This window comes from Nocardioides sp. (assembly GCF_030150155.1).
Taxonomy (GTDB): domain Bacteria; phylum Actinomycetota; class Actinomycetes; order Propionibacteriales; family Nocardioidaceae; genus Nocardioides.
Genome location: NZ_JASLGR010000006.1, coordinates 101,279 through 116,699 on the forward strand (window position 1 = coordinate 101,279; position 15,421 = coordinate 116,699).

14 protein-coding genes are annotated in these 15,421 nt (G+C 71.1%); 11 read left to right on the plus strand and 3 right to left on the minus strand.

Annotated features, from left to right (window positions below; translation table 11 throughout):
* Positions 1 to 12 precede the first annotated feature (12 nt).
* Positions 13 to 1,737 carry a thiamine pyrophosphate-dependent enzyme gene (locus Q1V88_RS01290; protein ID WP_300676842.1) on the plus strand — a complete coding sequence of 575 codons (1,725 nt, stop codon included), beginning with the start codon at positions 13 to 15 and terminating at the stop codon, positions 1,735 to 1,737.
* Positions 1,738 to 1,847: 110 nt separating this feature from the next.
* Positions 1,848 to 3,509: an alpha/beta fold hydrolase gene (locus Q1V88_RS01295; RefSeq protein WP_300676845.1), complete on the plus strand. Its 1,662-nt coding sequence runs from the start codon at positions 1,848 to 1,850 to the stop codon at positions 3,507 to 3,509.
* A gap of 41 nt (positions 3,510 to 3,550) precedes the next feature.
* Here Q1V88_RS01295 and Q1V88_RS01300 read toward each other — a convergent pair whose 3' ends face one another.
* Positions 3,551 to 5,269 carry a diguanylate cyclase gene (locus tag Q1V88_RS01300; protein ID WP_300676848.1) on the minus strand — a complete coding sequence of 573 codons (1,719 nt, stop codon included), beginning with the start codon at positions 5,267 to 5,269 and terminating at the stop codon, positions 3,551 to 3,553.
* Between the two features lie 85 nt (positions 5,270 to 5,354).
* Positions 5,355 to 6,368, minus strand: coding sequence for an Lrp/AsnC family transcriptional regulator (locus Q1V88_RS01305; protein WP_300676851.1), 1,014 nt, complete (start codon positions 6,366 to 6,368; stop codon positions 5,355 to 5,357).
* Positions 6,369 to 6,494: 126 nt separating this feature from the next.
* Between Q1V88_RS01305 and Q1V88_RS01310 the strand changes: the two genes are divergently transcribed.
* Positions 6,495 to 7,745, plus strand: coding sequence for a M20 family metallopeptidase (locus Q1V88_RS01310; protein WP_300676853.1), 1,251 nt, complete (start codon positions 6,495 to 6,497; stop codon positions 7,743 to 7,745).
* Here the strand turns inward: Q1V88_RS01310 and Q1V88_RS01315 are convergent.
* Positions 7,646 to 8,968 carry an HNH endonuclease signature motif containing protein gene (locus Q1V88_RS01315; RefSeq protein ID WP_300676856.1) on the minus strand — a complete coding sequence of 441 codons (1,323 nt, stop codon included), beginning with the start codon at positions 8,966 to 8,968 and terminating at the stop codon, positions 7,646 to 7,648. The genes Q1V88_RS01310 and Q1V88_RS01315 overlap by 100 nt on opposite strands.
* A gap of 94 nt (positions 8,969 to 9,062) precedes the next feature.
* On the opposite strand from Q1V88_RS01315, the gene Q1V88_RS01320 reads away from it, so the two are divergent.
* The 8 genes from Q1V88_RS01320 (at position 9,063) to trpC (ending at position 15,418) form a co-directional block, all read left to right on the plus strand.
* Positions 9,063 to 9,266 carry a hypothetical protein gene (locus Q1V88_RS01320; RefSeq protein ID WP_300676859.1) on the plus strand — a complete coding sequence of 68 codons (204 nt, stop codon included), beginning with the start codon at positions 9,063 to 9,065 and terminating at the stop codon, positions 9,264 to 9,266.
* Positions 9,267 to 9,328: 62 nt separating this feature from the next.
* A complete protein-coding gene (locus Q1V88_RS01325; RefSeq protein WP_300676862.1) occupies positions 9,329 to 11,107 on the plus strand; it encodes an ABC transporter ATP-binding protein in 1,779 nt (592 codons plus the stop codon).
* On the plus strand, positions 11,104 to 12,936 hold the full coding sequence (locus Q1V88_RS01330) for an ABC transporter ATP-binding protein (protein WP_300676864.1): 1,833 nt from the start codon (positions 11,104 to 11,106) through the stop codon (positions 12,934 to 12,936). The genes Q1V88_RS01325 and Q1V88_RS01330 overlap by 4 nt, the downstream gene beginning before the upstream one ends.
* A 50-nt stretch (positions 12,937 to 12,986) precedes the next feature.
* Positions 12,987 to 13,355 (plus strand): phosphoribosyl-AMP cyclohydrolase, encoded by a 369-nt coding sequence (hisI, locus tag Q1V88_RS01335; protein WP_300676866.1) that lies wholly within the window; start codon positions 12,987 to 12,989, stop codon positions 13,353 to 13,355.
* A complete protein-coding gene (locus Q1V88_RS01340; protein ID WP_300676868.1) occupies positions 13,352 to 13,957 on the plus strand; it encodes a Trp biosynthesis-associated membrane protein in 606 nt (201 codons plus the stop codon). The genes hisI and Q1V88_RS01340 overlap by 4 nt, the downstream gene beginning before the upstream one ends.
* Positions 13,958 to 13,967: 10 nt before the next feature.
* Complete coding sequence (locus Q1V88_RS01345; protein WP_300676870.1) at positions 13,968 to 14,168, plus strand: HGxxPAAW family protein; 201 nt, start codon at positions 13,968 to 13,970, stop codon at positions 14,166 to 14,168.
* Positions 14,168 to 14,581, plus strand: coding sequence for a DUF2752 domain-containing protein (locus Q1V88_RS01350; RefSeq protein ID WP_300676872.1), 414 nt, complete (start codon positions 14,168 to 14,170; stop codon positions 14,579 to 14,581). Before Q1V88_RS01345 ends, Q1V88_RS01350 begins: the two co-directional genes overlap by 1 nt.
* 36 nt (positions 14,582 to 14,617) lie before the next feature.
* Positions 14,618 to 15,418 carry an indole-3-glycerol phosphate synthase TrpC gene (trpC, locus tag Q1V88_RS01355; protein ID WP_300676875.1) on the plus strand — a complete coding sequence of 267 codons (801 nt, stop codon included), beginning with the start codon at positions 14,618 to 14,620 and terminating at the stop codon, positions 15,416 to 15,418.
* Positions 15,419 to 15,421: the final 3 nt, after the last annotated feature.

Here is a 15,421-nt window from a genome sequence, read left to right on the forward strand (position 1 = left end):
AAGGAGCACGACATGACGACCGTCGCAGAGCTCATCGTCAGCGCCCTGGCCGATCACGGCGTACGCAGCGTGTGGGGCGTCGTGGGTGACGCCCTCAACCCGGTGACCGACGCCATCCGCCGCGAGGACCGGGTGGAGTGGATCGGGGTCAGGCACGAGGAGGCGGGGGCGTTCGCCGCCAGCGCCCAGGCCCAGCTGACCGGCGACCTCGCGGTCTGCATGGGCACCGTCGGGCCCGGCGCGATCCACCTGCTCAACGGCCTCTACGACGCCAAGAAGTCGCACGCCCCGGTGCTCGCGATCTGCGGTCAGGTGCCGCGTGAGGACATCGGCAGCGACTTCTTCCAGGAGGTCGACAACAACGCCGTCTTCGCCGACGTCGCGGTCTTCAACGAGACCGTGATGGACACCGCCCAGCTGCCGATGCTGCTCGAGGCCGCGGTCAACGCGGCACTGGCACAGCGCGGCGTCGCGGTGCTCTCCATCCCCGGCGACGTCGGCGCCCTCGACCTGCCGAAGAGGACCGAGCCGCCCCGGTTCTACGCCGCCGCCCCCGGTGCCGCCGCGGACCCGGCGGCGATCGCCGCGGCCGCCACCGCGATCAACACGGCCGGCTCGGTGACGCTGCTGGTCGGGCAGGGCGCTCGCGGTGCCCGCGAGCAGGTGGTCGCCCTGGCCGAGCGGCTGCGGGCCCCGATGGTGCTTACCCTCAAGGCCAAGGAGGGGTTCGACGAGGTCGGCGACTACGAGATCGGCCAGTCCGGTCTGATCGGCAACCCCGCCACGGCGAAGGCGTTCGAGGCCTGCGACGTGCTCGTCATGATCGGCACCGACTTCCCGTACCGCAACTTCTACCCGACCGGGAAGACGGTGATCCAGATCGACCGTGAGGCCGGGCACCTGGGTCGGCGTACCCGCGTCGCGCACGGGCTGGCCGGTGACGCCCGCCTCACCCTGGAGGCACTGCTGCCGCTGGTCGACCAGCGCGACGACGACGGGCACCTGGACGCCGCCCTGCACACCTACCACCGTTGGCAGGAGTGGCAGGCGCACCTGACCGACCCCGACTACGACCACAAGCCGGCCGGCCTGCTGCGCCGGCTGCTGGACAACCCGGAGAAGCGGATCCGGCCCGAGCTGGTCGCCGACGCCGTCCACCGGCACGCCGCGGCCGACGCCGTCTTCACCTCCGACACCGGGATGTCGACGGTCTGGCTCTCCCGGTTCGTCAGGATGACCGGCGGGCGGCGCCTGATCGGCTCCTACAACCTCGGCTCGATGGCGAACGCGATGCCGCAGGCGCTCGGAGCGCAGCTGCTCGACCGCGAGCGGGAGGTGGTCGCGTTCTGCGGCGACGGCGGGCTGAGCATGCTGCTGGGCGACCTGATCACCGCCGTCACCCATCAGCTGCCGGTCCGGTTCGTGGTCTTCGACAACGGCCGCCTGGGCATGGTCAAGCTCGAGATGGAGCAGGTCGGCCTGCCGGAGTACGGCACCGTGCTGCACAACCCCGACTTCGCCCGCGTCGCCGAGGCGATCGGCCTGTACGCCGTCCGCGTCACCGATCCGCACGAGGTGGACGAGGCCGTCAGGGTGGCGTTCGCCCACCCGGGTCCGGTGCTGCTCGACATGGTGACCGACCCCGAGGAGATCGCCGTGCCGCCGCGCCCGACCCTCAGCCAGGGGTGGGGGTTCGCGATCGCGAAGACGCGGGAGTTCCTCGACTCCCCGGAGTGAGGCAGGGGGCGAATCCCGAACCGAGGGGGTAGACGGGGCCGACGTCGGAGAGAGAGGGTCGAGGTGACCGTGGGTGTTCCCCTGCGGTCATTCTCGGAAGGAATCTCGACGTGAAGAAAGCACTGACGATTCTGACGTCAGTCGTCGTTCCCACGGTGTTGCTGGCCCCAGGTGCCATCAGCGCGGCGGACGCGGCGACGTCGTCAACGGCGCACCATCGCGCCACCCAGGGGCACCACAAGGCCACGGGTCAGTACGTCCCGCCGCCGCTGACCTGGGGTACGTGCCCCACCACGCGCCTCAAGGCAGCCGGAGCGCAGTGCGCGATGCTCACCGTCCCGCTCGATCACGCCCGGCCGAAGGGGCCGACGATCAAGATCGCGGTCAGCCGGATCCTGCACACCAATGCCGACTACAAGGGCATGATCGCGGTCAACCCCGGCGGTCCCGGTGGCTCCGGTCTGGGCCTGGCCACCCTCGGCCGCGCGGTGCCCAACGGCGTCGGCGCGAAGTTCGACTGGTACGGCTTCGACCCGCGCGGCGTCGGCCGCAGCGAGCCCGCGCTGAGCTGCAACCCCGACTACCCGGGCAGCGGCTGGAACCGCCCCGACTACGTGCCGACCAACCCCGCCGACAAGGCCTGGTGGCTGCGCACCGCCAAGCAGTACACCGTGGACTGCGCCCACTCCAGCGCCAAGAAGCTGCTCCCGTACCTGCGCACCGAGCAGGTCGCCGCCGACCTCGACACCCTCCGCGTCGCCGTCGGCCAGAAGAAGCTCAACTACTACGGCTTCTCCTACGGCACCTACCTCGGCCAGGTCTACGCCACGAACTACCCCAAGCACGTCGGCCGGATGGTCTGGGACGGCGTGGTGGACGCCAAGCGGGCGTTCTACCAGTCCAACCTCGACCAGGACGTCTGGTTCGACAAGAACATCGACCTCTACTTCAACTGGCTCGCTGCGCACAACGACGCCTACGGTCTGGGCACCGACGGCAAGGCGATCCGCGCCGGCTACTACCAGGCGCTGGCCCGGCTCAAGCAGAACCCGACCGCGGGCGGCAAGATCGGCCCTGACGAGCTCGCCGACGCCCTCCAGTCCGCGGCGTACTACGTCTACGACTGGGACACCATCGGTCACATCTACGCCGACTTCATCAAGACGGGCGACGGCACCGGACTGCTCGACCTCTACAGCGGCCCCGGTGACGACAACGGCTTCGCGATCTACGCCGGCGTGCAGTGCACCGACGCGCCGTGGCCGGGCTGGAAGAAGACCGAACGTGACTCGTGGCGGCTCCACGCCCAGCACCCGTTCCTGACCTGGGGTAACACCTGGTTCAACGCCCCCTGCCTGACCTGGCCGGCGGCCTCGGGCAAGGCGGTCAAGGCACACGGCACCCACGGCCTGGGCCGGATCCTGCTGATCAGCGAGTCCAGCGACGCCGCGACGCCGTTCTCGGGGGCGCTGGCCACCCGAAAGGCGTTCAAGTCCTCGTACCTGATCGAGGGCGTCGGTGGCACCACGCACGCCGGTTCCCTGTCGGGGGTGGCGTGCACCGACGACACGGTGGCGACGTACCTCGACACCGGCAAGCTGCCGGCACGCAAGGCCGGCAACCGGGCCGATCAGAAGTGTGACCCGGTGCCGCCGCCCACGGCGACGGTCCCGACCGCGGCCCAGCAGCGCTCCGCGGTGCCGCAGAGCACCGACCCGATGCCGGCCCTGGCCCGGCAGACCCTGGAGGAGGCTCAGCTGATCGGGCGCTGAGGCGCTCGTCCGAGCGGCGCCCGGGGAGGAGTCGGCTGTGCCTAGCCGAGTGCCTCCCCGGGCGCTGCCGTGTCGAGGGTGAGCGGATCCCAGTCGATCACGAAGCGGTTGCGGCCCCGGGCCTTGGCGACGTACATCGCCTGGTCGGCGGCACGCAGCATGGTCTCGGCGTCGGTGGCGATGCCCGGTGCGAAGACGGCGCACCCGCAGCTGACCGTGAGCCGTCCCAGGCGCGAGGTGGTGCTCGGGATCTGGGCGGCGGCGAGCAGGGTGAACAGCTCGGTCAGCAGCGGCTCGGGGTCCTCGGTGTCGGGCAGCACCACCACGAACTCGTCGCCGCCGTAGCGGGCCGCGATGTCGCCGGGACCGATCACCTGACGCAGGCAGTCGCCGAACCGGATCAGGGCGGCGTCGCCCTCGAGGTGGCCGTCGACGTCGTTGTAGGCCTTGAAGTGGTCGATGTCGATCATCACCAGGCAGGCGGTGGTCGTGCTGGTCGCACGGCCGGCGGCGATCTCGGCCAGCTCGGCGGTCAGCATCCGGCGGTTGGCCAGCCCGGTGAGGTCGTCCTGTGAGGACTGCTGGGAGAGCATCTCGCGCTCCTCGTGCAGGGCCCGGTTCTCCTCCTCCAGGGCTCGCTGGCCGCGGAGGCTGTCGGTGATGTCGAGGATGAACCCGATCGCGCGTACCGCCTCCTCCGCATCGTTGAGGATGAGGCAGGCCGCCGACTTCACCCATCGGATCTCGCCGGTGGGCCTGACGATCCTGAAGGAGTTGGTGTAGTCCTCGCCGGTCTGGATCAGGTGGGAGGCGGTGTGCTCCACCTCGGTGGCGTGGGCCAGGTCCTCGGGGTGGATCCGCGGCCGGAACTGGTCCATCGAGGTCACCGTGCCCGGCACCAGCCCCATGATCGCGTGCCAGGTGGCGTCGCAGAAGAGCCCCTCGGTGGTGAGGTCGAAGTCCCAGATCCCCAGGCCGCCGACCAGGCTCGCCATCGCCAGCCGCTCCTGGCTCTCGACCAGGGCCTTGCGTGCGGCGCGCTCCTCGGTGACGTTGCGCGCCACGCACAGGATGGAGGTGACGTTGCCGTCGTGGTCGCGTGAGGGGGTGAGCAGGTTGTCCCACTCCACTGGCCCGTGCGCCGAGGGCAGGTGTCCGGAGAAGCGGGCCACCTCACCGGCGCGGGCCCGAGCGATGGCCGCCTCGGCCAGCGGCTGTACGGCGGTCGGCATCAGGTCCACCCAGAACTGACCGAACCCGGTCTGCACGTCGACGTCCAGGGCGTCGCAGCCGGCCTCGTTCATGTAGGTGATCCGCCCGCTCGGGTCGAGCAGCTTGATGCAGTCCTGGGAGGCGTCGAGCAGGCTCGCCTGGAGCCCGCTGCTCTCCACCAGGACGTCGTGGTGGGAGCGCAGCTCGTGGATGTCGGCGGCAGTGCACAGCCACCAGTCCTCGCGCACCCCGGCCAGGGTCTGGAGCTGGAGCTGGGCCCAGCGGCCGTTGGCCAGGCGTACCTCCACCGGCGGCAGCCGGTCGGTGTCGCTGAGCCGGGCGACCAGGCGCATCACCATCGGGCGGTCGGGCTGGGCGACCAGCGACGGCAGATCGGGGGAGGGGCCCCCGGTCACCGTGGTCCAGATCGAATTGGCGTAGTGGACAGCGCCCCCCGCGTCCACCACCCCCGCTGCCATCTGTAGGAGGTCGACGAACCGCGCCAGCGGCTCCTCTTCCCCGGCGCGGTCCCATGCTCGCGTTGTCACGCCCCTACTATCTCTCGACGCCCTGCACCCGCGTGGCCGAATGGGTTCACAGGTAGATCGAGAAGCGACGTTTCTTTGCCGTCTCTCAGACGAGCGGACCGGCGGGCACCCCGATCGGCACCCAGTCGCGGTGCAGCCCGTCGGCGTCGAGGACGTGGCCCAGACGCTTGGCGACCCGGGTGGTGACCCAGCGGTCGAGGATCCGGACCGACGGGTGGGCGCGCAGCAGCCGATGCTCCAGGGCGTCGAGGTCGTGCAGGTGGCGGAGCCAGAACACCGCCGTCAGGTTGGCCGGACCGCTGATCGAGGCGCACATCCGGAGGTGGTCCATCGCGCGCAGCGAGGTCACCACCTCGGGCAGGGTGCCGCTCTCGGTGCGCAGCCAGAGGGTGACCTCGGCCTCCCAGCCGAGCCGGGTGTGGGCCAGGTCCGTGCGGAACCGTGCCCAGGGTGCGGTGAGCAGCACCTCCAGCCCGCGCGAGACGGTCGAGGTCGAGCTCCCCAGTCGGGCGGCGAGGTCGCTGACGGTGATCCGCGGGTCGGGGTTGAGGGCGGCGATCAGGTCGCGGTGCAGAGCGGTCGGGGTGGGGACCGGCTCGCGGACGGGGAGCGCGGCGGTGATCGCGGCGATCTGGGCGGGGCTCAGCGCTGCCAGTCGCCAGCCGGGGCCGTCGCGGAAGATGGTGTGCAGCAGCGAGGTCCGGGTGCGGGTGACGCCGTCCTGGCTGGCGACCCGGCGCTGGACCAGGTCGTCGACGGCGCCGAGGCTGGGGCCGGAGACGAGGACGGCGAGGTCGCGGTCCCCGGTGGTGCAGGTGATGTCGTAGACGAGGCGTTCCCGGGAGAGCGCGTCGATCACCTGCTCGCGCCGCCCGGGCACGCAGCCGACCTCGACCAGTCCGGCGCGGACCGGGTTGTCCCGCGGCGTGGGTGCCATCTCGAAGCAGGTCGACCAGACCAGGCCTGCCTCGACGAGGGTCTGCCAGCGCCGTGACAGGGTGGTCGGGTCGCTGGCCAGCACCTCGCCCAGCCGGGTCCACGAGATCCGTGGATGGAGCTGCAAGGCGGCGATCAGCTGGTGGTCCAGGGGAGCCGTCATGGGCAGATCCTCTCGTGTCCTGCTGATCGGTGAAGGAATCCTGCGCCTGTGTCGCGACGATAGCCACTCTGGGAGGCTGTCTTCCAGGATTCAGGGGCAGATCTCGTACGACGAACAGGACCGCCCATGTCTTCGACAGCCCCCACGCCCGATTTCCGCGCCGAGGCGCAGGACCTGCTCGCTCCGCTGAGGGCGCTGCGTCGCACGCTGCACCAGCACCCCGAGGTCGGGCTCGACCTGCCCCGCACCCAGCGGGCCGTCCTCGACGCCCTGGACGGACTGGACCTGGAGATCACCACCGGTACCTCGCTCACCTCCGTGGTCGCGGTGCTGCGCGGCGCCGCGCCGGGGCCGACGGTGCTGCTCCGGGGCGACATGGACGGACTCCCGGTGGTCGAGGACACCGCGGAGGAGTGGCGCTCCACGAACGGGGCGATGCACGCCTGCGGTCACGACCTGCACACCGCCGGACTGATCGGTGCCGCCCGGCTGCTGGCCGCCCACCGGGACCAGATCGCCGGGACCGTGGTGCTGATGTTCCAGCCCGGGGAGGAGGGCTGGAACGGGGCGAGCCGAATGCTGGAGGAGGGGGTCCTCGACGTTGCCGGGGAGCGGCCCGTGGCGGCGTACGCCGTCCATGTCGGCACCCGGGATCAGGGCCTGTTCAGCACCCGGCCCGGCGCGGTGATGGCCAGCTCCAACCGGGTGCGGGTGACGCTGACCGGGCGGGGCGGTCACGGCAGCAGCCCGGCGAATGCGCTCGACCCGGTGCCGGCGCTGGCCGAGCTGGTGCTGGCGATGCAGTCGATGATGACCCGTCGGGTCGGTGCCTACGACCCGGCCGTGCTGTCGGTGACCATGCTGAGCGCGGGGGAGACCGAGAACGTGATCCCGGAGAAGGCCAGCCTGCGCGGCACCCTGCGCACCTTCTCGACGGCCACCCTGGATCTGATCGAGACCGAGCTCGCTCGCCTGGCCCACGGGATCGCGTCGGCGCACGGACTGAGTGCGGAGTTCGAGCTCACCCGGGACTACCCGGTCACCGTCAACGACGCCGAGGCCAGTGCCCGGGTCGCGGGCGTGGTCGTCAAGGCGTTCGGGGCCGAGCGCTACGAGGAGCTGCCCGAGCCGTTCATGGGGTCGGAGGACTTCGCCTTCGTGCTCGACCAGGTGCCCGGCTGCTACGTCATCCTGGGTGCCCGCCCGCACGACGTCGCCCCGGGTGGTGCCTATGCGCATTCGCCGCAGGTCCGCTTTGACGACGCGGTGCTGTCCGATCAGGCGGCGTTGCTGGCCCTGCTGGCGTGGGAGCACGTCGGCGGCGCTGACCGTGGTGAGACGGGCAGTGAGATCGTGCCGGTGGGCGTGCGGAGGTAGGTCCTGCCGGAGGGGCTGGTCCAGAGGTAGAGGCCGGGTTCGAGGTGTTGGTATTGCCATCCGCTGTGGGTCTTGAGGCGGTGGTGGTGGCGGCACAGGGGTGCGAGGTTGGTGCTGGTGGTCTGGCCGGGTGGTCCGCTGGGGTTGTAGGGGGTGATGTGGTCGAGGTCGCAAGCCCGGGCTGGGCGCTCGCACCAGGGGTGGACGCAGGTCCGGTTGACCAAGATCGCTTGTTCCCGCATGGTCTCGGACGGGACATACCCATCACGCGTGTGCTGGGTGGCGAGGTCGAGGACGGGGCGGATGATGACCTTGGTCCCGGCGGTGCGGCACCACTCTGCGACTCGTTCGACCGGGGCCAGGGTGTTCCCTGATTCGACGTGGGCGACGGGTGAGTCGGGGGTGAGGTGGACGTAGGTGTGCACCACCCGCGTCACGGCATCGGGAGTCTCCTCGGCTGATCCAGCCAACTGGCGGCGTGCGATCACCCCGACTGCCTTCGCACGGCGGACGTCCAGAGACTCGGGCTCAGAGTCCGGGGCGGTTGCGTCGAGTTCGGCGAGGTGGGCGGCGACGTCTTGGATCGCTGCCTCGAAGTCGGCCGCGTCAGCGGCGTCGAGGCGTCCGAACACGTCCGCCAGGCCGTCGGGCTGCCCGGTCCCGGAGACACTGATCGCCCGGCCCTCGGCTGCTGCCCTTGCTCGGGCCACAGCTGCGTCGGGGTCACTCAGGATCTCGGCGAAGACGACCATGCGTCGGAGGCGGGCCATCCCGACCCGGTGCGCGATCGGGGCGATCACCTCGTCGACGTACCGCGCACCCTCGGCCGGAACACTGCGGAGTGTCGCGGCGACCTGACGGGCCCGCCACACCTCAACCCGACCTTCTCGGACGGCAGCCAGCGTTTCGGGGAACCGCCAGGCCAGGTCCCACGCATCAGCGAGATACGACAGTGCAGCGCGGGGACTCATCTGAGCGAAGGCAGCGAACTCCGCGACTGCTTCCTCCCCGATGCGTGGACAACCATCGCCACCGACGGGCATCTCCAGGCCGTACCGCTGCTCCACAGGCTCCGTGTCGGCCACCAGACTCAGCCAGCGGATTGCCTTGTCCAAGGCCTTCACCTCACGACGACGAGCCTTGACCTGGTCCACACGCCAGCCCTCCAACAGCGCCTCAGCACTGCTGGTCACTCCCGCTCCGCCCTTCGGCTTCATACTCATCACAGTATGGGAAGCCGCCGACATTTTCGGTGGGCAGGATCTCGCCGTTAGAAACTTTGTCAGGGGAGTTTCGAGTCTGGGGAATCATGGCGTCATGGACGTCGTAGCCCCGGGCACTGGGGCCAACCGGGTGTATGTCGACATGGTGGGGGATGAGACATCAGCGGCCTACAAGCGGCGGCCGATCATGACGTTGGCCGAGCGCGTGAGTGTGGTGTCCGCCTGCCGCTACGTCGAGGAGGCGGGTGATCGACGCGCATCGGGAGGGCATCCTCGGGGTCTGATCGACCTGGCGTGAGCCTCCCTCCCACCACCGTAGGCTTGCCCCTTGTGTCACAGGGTGCGAGTAGGGCTGAGCGTGTGCGGAACAGAGGGGCGACGACGCTCGACGGACTCCGGGTCCTCGGGGTCGCGGTCAAGCGTGAGCCGTGGATCTTCACCCTCTCCACCCTGGGTAGTGCGCTCTTCGGTGCGCTGACGGTCGCCGACGCCTGGGTGCTCGGCTGGTCCACCGACCACGTCCTGGTGCCGTACTTCGACGGGGAGGGGATCGGCCCCGGCCTGGTCTGGGCGGTCCTCGGCCTCTTCCTCGGGGTCGCGCTGCTGCGGGCCGTCGGGATCGTGGCGCGCCGGCTCGGCGCGGGGATCATGCAGTACCGGATGCAGGCGCACAGCCGGCGTGCCGTCACCCGGCGCTACCTGGAGCTGCCGCTGGCCTGGCACCACCAGCACCCCACCGGCCAGCTGCTGTCCAACGCCAACTCCGACGTCGAGGCGGCCTGGGCGCCGATCGCGCCGTTCCCGATGGCGGTCGGCACCATCGTGATGATGGTGATCGCCGTCGCCCAGATGTTCGTCGCCGACCTGGTCTTGGCCCTGGTCGGGCTGCTGGTCTTCCCAGCCGTGATCGTGGCGAACCTGATCTACCAGCGGCTCTCCAGCCCCCTGATCACCCGCGCCCAGCAGCTCCGTGCTGAGCTCTCCGAGGTCGCCCACGAGTCCTTCGACGGCGCCCTGGTGGTCAAGACCCTGGGCCGCGAGGCCGAGGAGACCGAGCGGTTCGGGGTCAAGGCCGCCGAGCTGCGTGAGGTCAACATCGCCTCGGGCCGGATCCGCGCAGCCTTCGACCCGGCGCTGGCGGCCCTGCCCAACCTCGGCGTCCTGATCGTCCTGGTCGTCGGCGTCCTGCGGGTGCGCAGCGGCGCCACCGCCCCCGGTGACGTCGTCACGATCGCCTACCTGCTCACCATCGTCAGCTTCCCGATCCGCTCGATCGGCTGGCTGTTGGGCGAGTTCCCGCGCAGCGTCGTGGGCTGGCGACGGGTCACCGCGGTGCTGGACGCCACCGGCTCGACGACGTACGGCGACACCACCATGCCCCACCCGGCCACCGGCGTCCGCCTCGCCGTGAACGACGTGGCCTTCGGCTACGAGCCCGACGCCGACGTGCCCGCCTCGGCCGTGCTGACCGGGGTCACCTTCGACGTCGAGCCCGGTCACACCACCGCCGTCGTCGGTGCCACCGCCTCGGGCAAGAGCACCCTGACCACCCTGCTCACCCGGCTGGTCGACCCCGACGCGGGCTCGATCACCGTCGACGGGATCGACCTGCGCGCCTTCGCCCACGGCGAGCTGGCCAGCGCGGTGGCCGTCGTACCGCAGGCGGCCTTCCTCTTCGACGACACCGTGCGCGGCAACGTCACCCTCGGGTCCGACCTGAGTGACGCCGACGTCTGGGCCGCCTTGCGCACCGCCCAGGCCGACGGCTTCGTCTCCGCGCTGCCGCACGGCCTCGACACCCGCCTCGGCGAGCGCGGCACCAGTCTCTCGGGCGGCCAACGCCAGCGGCTCTCGCTGGCCCGCGCCCTGGTCCGCCGGCCCCGGCTGCTGATCCTCGACGACGCCACCAGCGCCGTCGACCCCGAGGTCGAGCAGCGCATCCTGGCCGCGATCCGCGACTACGACGCCACCGTCGTCGTGGTCGCCTACCGCAAGGCCACGATCGCCCTGGCCGACGAGGTGGTCCACCTCGACGGCGGCAGGATCGCCGACCGCGGCACCCACGCTGAGCTCGTCGAGCGCTCGGCCGACTACGCGGCGCTGGTCAACGCCTACGACCGAGACGAGGCCCAGGCATGAGCAACACCGTCAGCGCAGGCGCCGACAGCAACACGGTCGGCGCAGGCGCCGACTTGGGGGCCCTGGAGACCATCCGCCGCGGCCTGCGGCACAGCCCCGAGCTCACCCGCGGCCTCGGGGTCACGATCGTGCTGGCGGTGCTGGCCAGCCTCGGCCAGGTCGTCGTGCCGATCGCCGTACAGCAGACGTTGGACAAGGGGATCAACGCCGACGGCGGCCCTGACCTCGGCTTCACCCTGGCCGCGGCCGGGATCAGCGCGGTAGCGATCATCGCCACCGCGGTGGCGTCCTTCCTGATGACGCGGCGCCTCTTCACTGCCTCCGAGCACGGCCTGGCGACCCTGCGGACCAAGGCGTTCCGCCACATCCACGACCTGCCGCTGCTCACCCAGAACACCGAGCGTCGCGGCGCCCTGGTCTCCCGGGTGACCAGCGATGTCGACCAGGTCAGCCAGTTCCTCGTCTTCGGCGGCCTGCTCTTCATCATCAGCATCGGCCAGATGCTGGTCGCCACCATCGTGATGGCCTGGTACTCCTGGCCGCTGGCGATCCTCGTCTGGGTCTGCTTCGCGCCGCTGTTCATCTCGATCCGCTGGTTCCAGCGCAAACTGTCCGACGCCTACACGCACGTGCGCCAGATGGTCGCCACCATGCTGTCGGCGGTCAGCGAGCCCGTCGTCGGTGCCGCCGTGGTCAAGGCGTACGCCGTCGAGGACCGCACCCAGGAGCGGATCGACACCGCCGTGGACGCCACCATGTCGGCACAGACGGCCGCCCAGGGGTTCACCGTGTTCAGCTTCAGCCTCGGCGGGATCAGCGGCGGCCTGGCCAACGCCGGTGTCGTCCTGGGCGGCATCTGGCTGGCCGACCACGCCGACCTGCCCGGCTTCGGCGGCGGCTCGATGAGCACCGGCACGGTGCTGGCCTTCGCGTTCCTGGTCAGCCTGTTCGTCAACCCGGTCCAGATGGGCACCCAGATCCTCACCGACGCGCAGAACGCGATCGCCAGCTGGCGGCGCGTGATCGGCGTGCTCGACACCCCGGCCGACCTGGTCGACCCCGGCCCCGACGGAGTCCGGCTTCCGCGCGGGCCGATCTCGGTCGAGTTCCGCGACGTCACCTTCGCCTATCCGGGTGGGGCGCCGGTGCTGCACGACCTGAGCCTCGAGCTCGGTGCGGGGCGCCGGTTCGCGGTGGTGGGGGAGACGGGCTCGGGCAAGTCCACCCTGGCCAAGCTGCTCACCCGACTGGTCGACCCGACCAGCGGCACCGTCCTGCTCGACGGCACCGACCTGCGCCGGATCAGTGCCGCGAGCCTGCGTCGCAGCGTCGTGCTGGTGCCGCAGGAGGGGTTCCTCTTCGACGACACCGTCGCCGCCAACCTGCGCTACGGCGACCTCGACGCCACCGAGGACGACCTGCTCGCCGCCGCCGACTCGCTCGGTCTGGCCGACTGGCTGCGTGGCCTGCCGGCCGGCACCGCCACCCGGGTCGGCCAGCGCGGCGAGAGCCTGTCGGCGGGCGAACGGCAGTTCGTCGCACTGCTGCGGGCCCAGCTCGCCGACCCCGACCTGCTCGTCCTGGACGAGGCCACCAGTGCCGTCGACCCGGCCGCGGAGATGCGGATCAACGCCGCCCTGGAGCGCCTGATGGCCGGGCGCACCAGCGTCACCATCGCCCACCGGCTCTCCACCGCGGAGGCCGCCGACGAGGTGATCGTGGTCGACGCGGGGCGCGTGGTCCAGCGCGGTCCGCACGCGGTGCTGGCGGCACAGGCCGGGACGGCGTACGAGCGTCTGTACCGGTCCTGGACGGCACAGCAGGGCTGATCGGCGGTCCGGCCGCGGCCGTCGATGGCACAACCGTCATACTGGGAGACGTGTCCGAGCCTGTGTCGACCCCTGTGTTGGATCCCCAGATCGCCGCCCGCCTGAAGCGGACGGTCGACGGGCTGGTGCCTGCGATCGCGCAGCAGCATGACACCGGCGAGGTTCTGATGATGGGCTGGATGAACGACACCGCCCTGGCGATGACCCTGGCCACCGGCCGCGCCACCTACTGGTCGCGTAGCCGCCAGGAGTATTGGGCCAAGGGCGACACCTCAGGGCACAAGCAGTGGATCAAGGAGGTCCGCCTCGACTGCGACGGCGACACCCTGCTGCTCAAGGTCGACCAGGAGGGCGCTGCCTGCCACACCGGTGAGCGGACCTGCTTCGACGTCGACCTGCTGGGGACCGGTCCGGCGTGAGCCGGCGCTCGTTCTGGCCCACCGTCGGCCTCGGTCTGATCGGGGCCGGAGCCGCGGCCATCGCCGGGCACAAGCCCTGGGTGCACGCCGGCTCCACGAAGCTGACCGACGCCACCGGCGGCGTGGTCGGCGAGCGTCCCGACGTCACCGCCCTGGCCCTGGTCGCGATGGCAGCGTGGGGTGTCCTGCTGGTCACCCGTGGCTGGGTACGCCGTCTCCTGGCCGTGCTCGCGACCGTGGCGGCAGCCGCGGCGACGGCGTTCGCCGTGGTCGGGCTGACCACGACCCCCGACACCGAGGCGAGCTGGTTCTCCTACACCTCCGACGGCCCGCCTGCGCTGACCCACGGCAGCTGGGGCTGGATCGCGCTGGTGGGCGCAGTCGTGGCGGTCCTGGCCGGCCTCTATGCCCTGCGTGCGACCCCGTCGTGGCCGGAGATGGGCCGCCGCTACGACGCCCCCGTCACCGCCGCCGCGGCCGAGCCGGAGACCCCGCTGGACTGGTGGAAGGCGATGGACGAGGGGAGGGATCCGACAGCCGATCCCGCTGCCCCTCCCGCCACTGACCAGACCGGCGGCGCCCCCGGCGAGGACAACCACTAGGATCGCGGGCATGGCTGACAATCACGGAAATACCCCCGCCGCCTGGACCGCCGTCGCGCTCGGTCTCCTCGGCTTCGTGGTCGGCAGCGTCGGGCTGATGCTGTCGCCGATCAACTACGTCGTCTTCTGGATCGGCGTCGCGCTGGTGCTGGTCGCGGGCGTCGCCTTCGTCGTCCTCGGCAAGATGGGCTACCACACCGAGAGTCACTGATGGCGTCGGCGCGCGTAGAGCGTCTGCGTGCGCCGACCCTCACCATCGCGGCCCTCGCGGCCGCGACCGGAGCCCTTCATCTGCGTGACCCGCATCGCGGGGGCAGCTGGGGGCTCTGTCCGTTCAACGCCCTGACGGGGCTCTCCTGTCCCGGGTGCGGCGGCCTGCGGGCCGTCAACGACCTGAGCGACGGCCACGTCGGGGCAGCACTGTCGAGCAACCTGCTGGTCACCGTGGGCATCCCGGTGGCAGTGGTCGCCCTGCTGATCTGGGTGGTCTGTGCCTGGCGTGACGCGCCGTTCCCGCGCCTGGAGCCGCGGACCCGGCAGGCGGTGTGGCTGGCGATCGCCGCCGTCGTCGTGGTGTTCAGTGTGGCGCGCAACCTGCCCGCCGGCTCCTGGCTGGCACCCTGAGCGAGGCCGTGCGTGCGGCATGACAGACTTGCCCCTATGTCTGGGACCGTACTCGACGAGATCCTCGCCGGGGTCCGCGCCGACCTGGCCGAGCGTCAGGCCACCACCTCCGAAGCCGACCTGAGGGCCAGGCTGAGCGAGATCGAACCGGCCCGCGATCCGATGCCGCACTTCCGTTCCGCCGGGTCCAGCGTGATCTCCGAGGTCAAGCGCAAGAGCCCCTCCAAGGGCGCCCTGGCCGAGATCCCCGACCCGGCCGTGCTGGCCGCGGCGTACGCCCGCGGTGGGGCCGGCGCGATCAGCGTGCTGACCGAGCGGCACCGTTTCGGTGGCAGTCTGGACGACCTCGACGCGGTCCGTGCCGCCGTCGACGTACCGATCCTGCGCAAGGACTTCATCGTGGAGCCCTACCAGCTCCTGGAGGCCCGGGCGCACGGCGCCGATCTGGCCCTGCTGATGGTGGTCAGCCTGGACGACACCGCGCTGCGCTCGCTCTACGAGTACGCCGTCGAGCTCGGCCTCACCCCGCTGATCGAGGTCCACGACGAGGCCGAGACCGAACGTGCCGTCGCGCTCGGGGCCGAGCTGATCGGGGTCAACGCCCGCAACCTCAAGACCCTCGAGGTGGACCAGTCGGTCTTCGGCCGGCTCGCCCCCCTCATCCCCGACGACCGGGTGAAGGTGGCCGAGTCCGGCATCTTCTCGCCCGCCGACGTGCAGCGCTTCGCCGACGAGGGTGCCCGCGCGGTGCTGGTCGGCGAGGCCCTGGTCAAGGACGGCGACCCCGAGGCCGCGGTGCGTGCCATGACCGGCCTGAGTGCCACGACGAAGGACTGACCC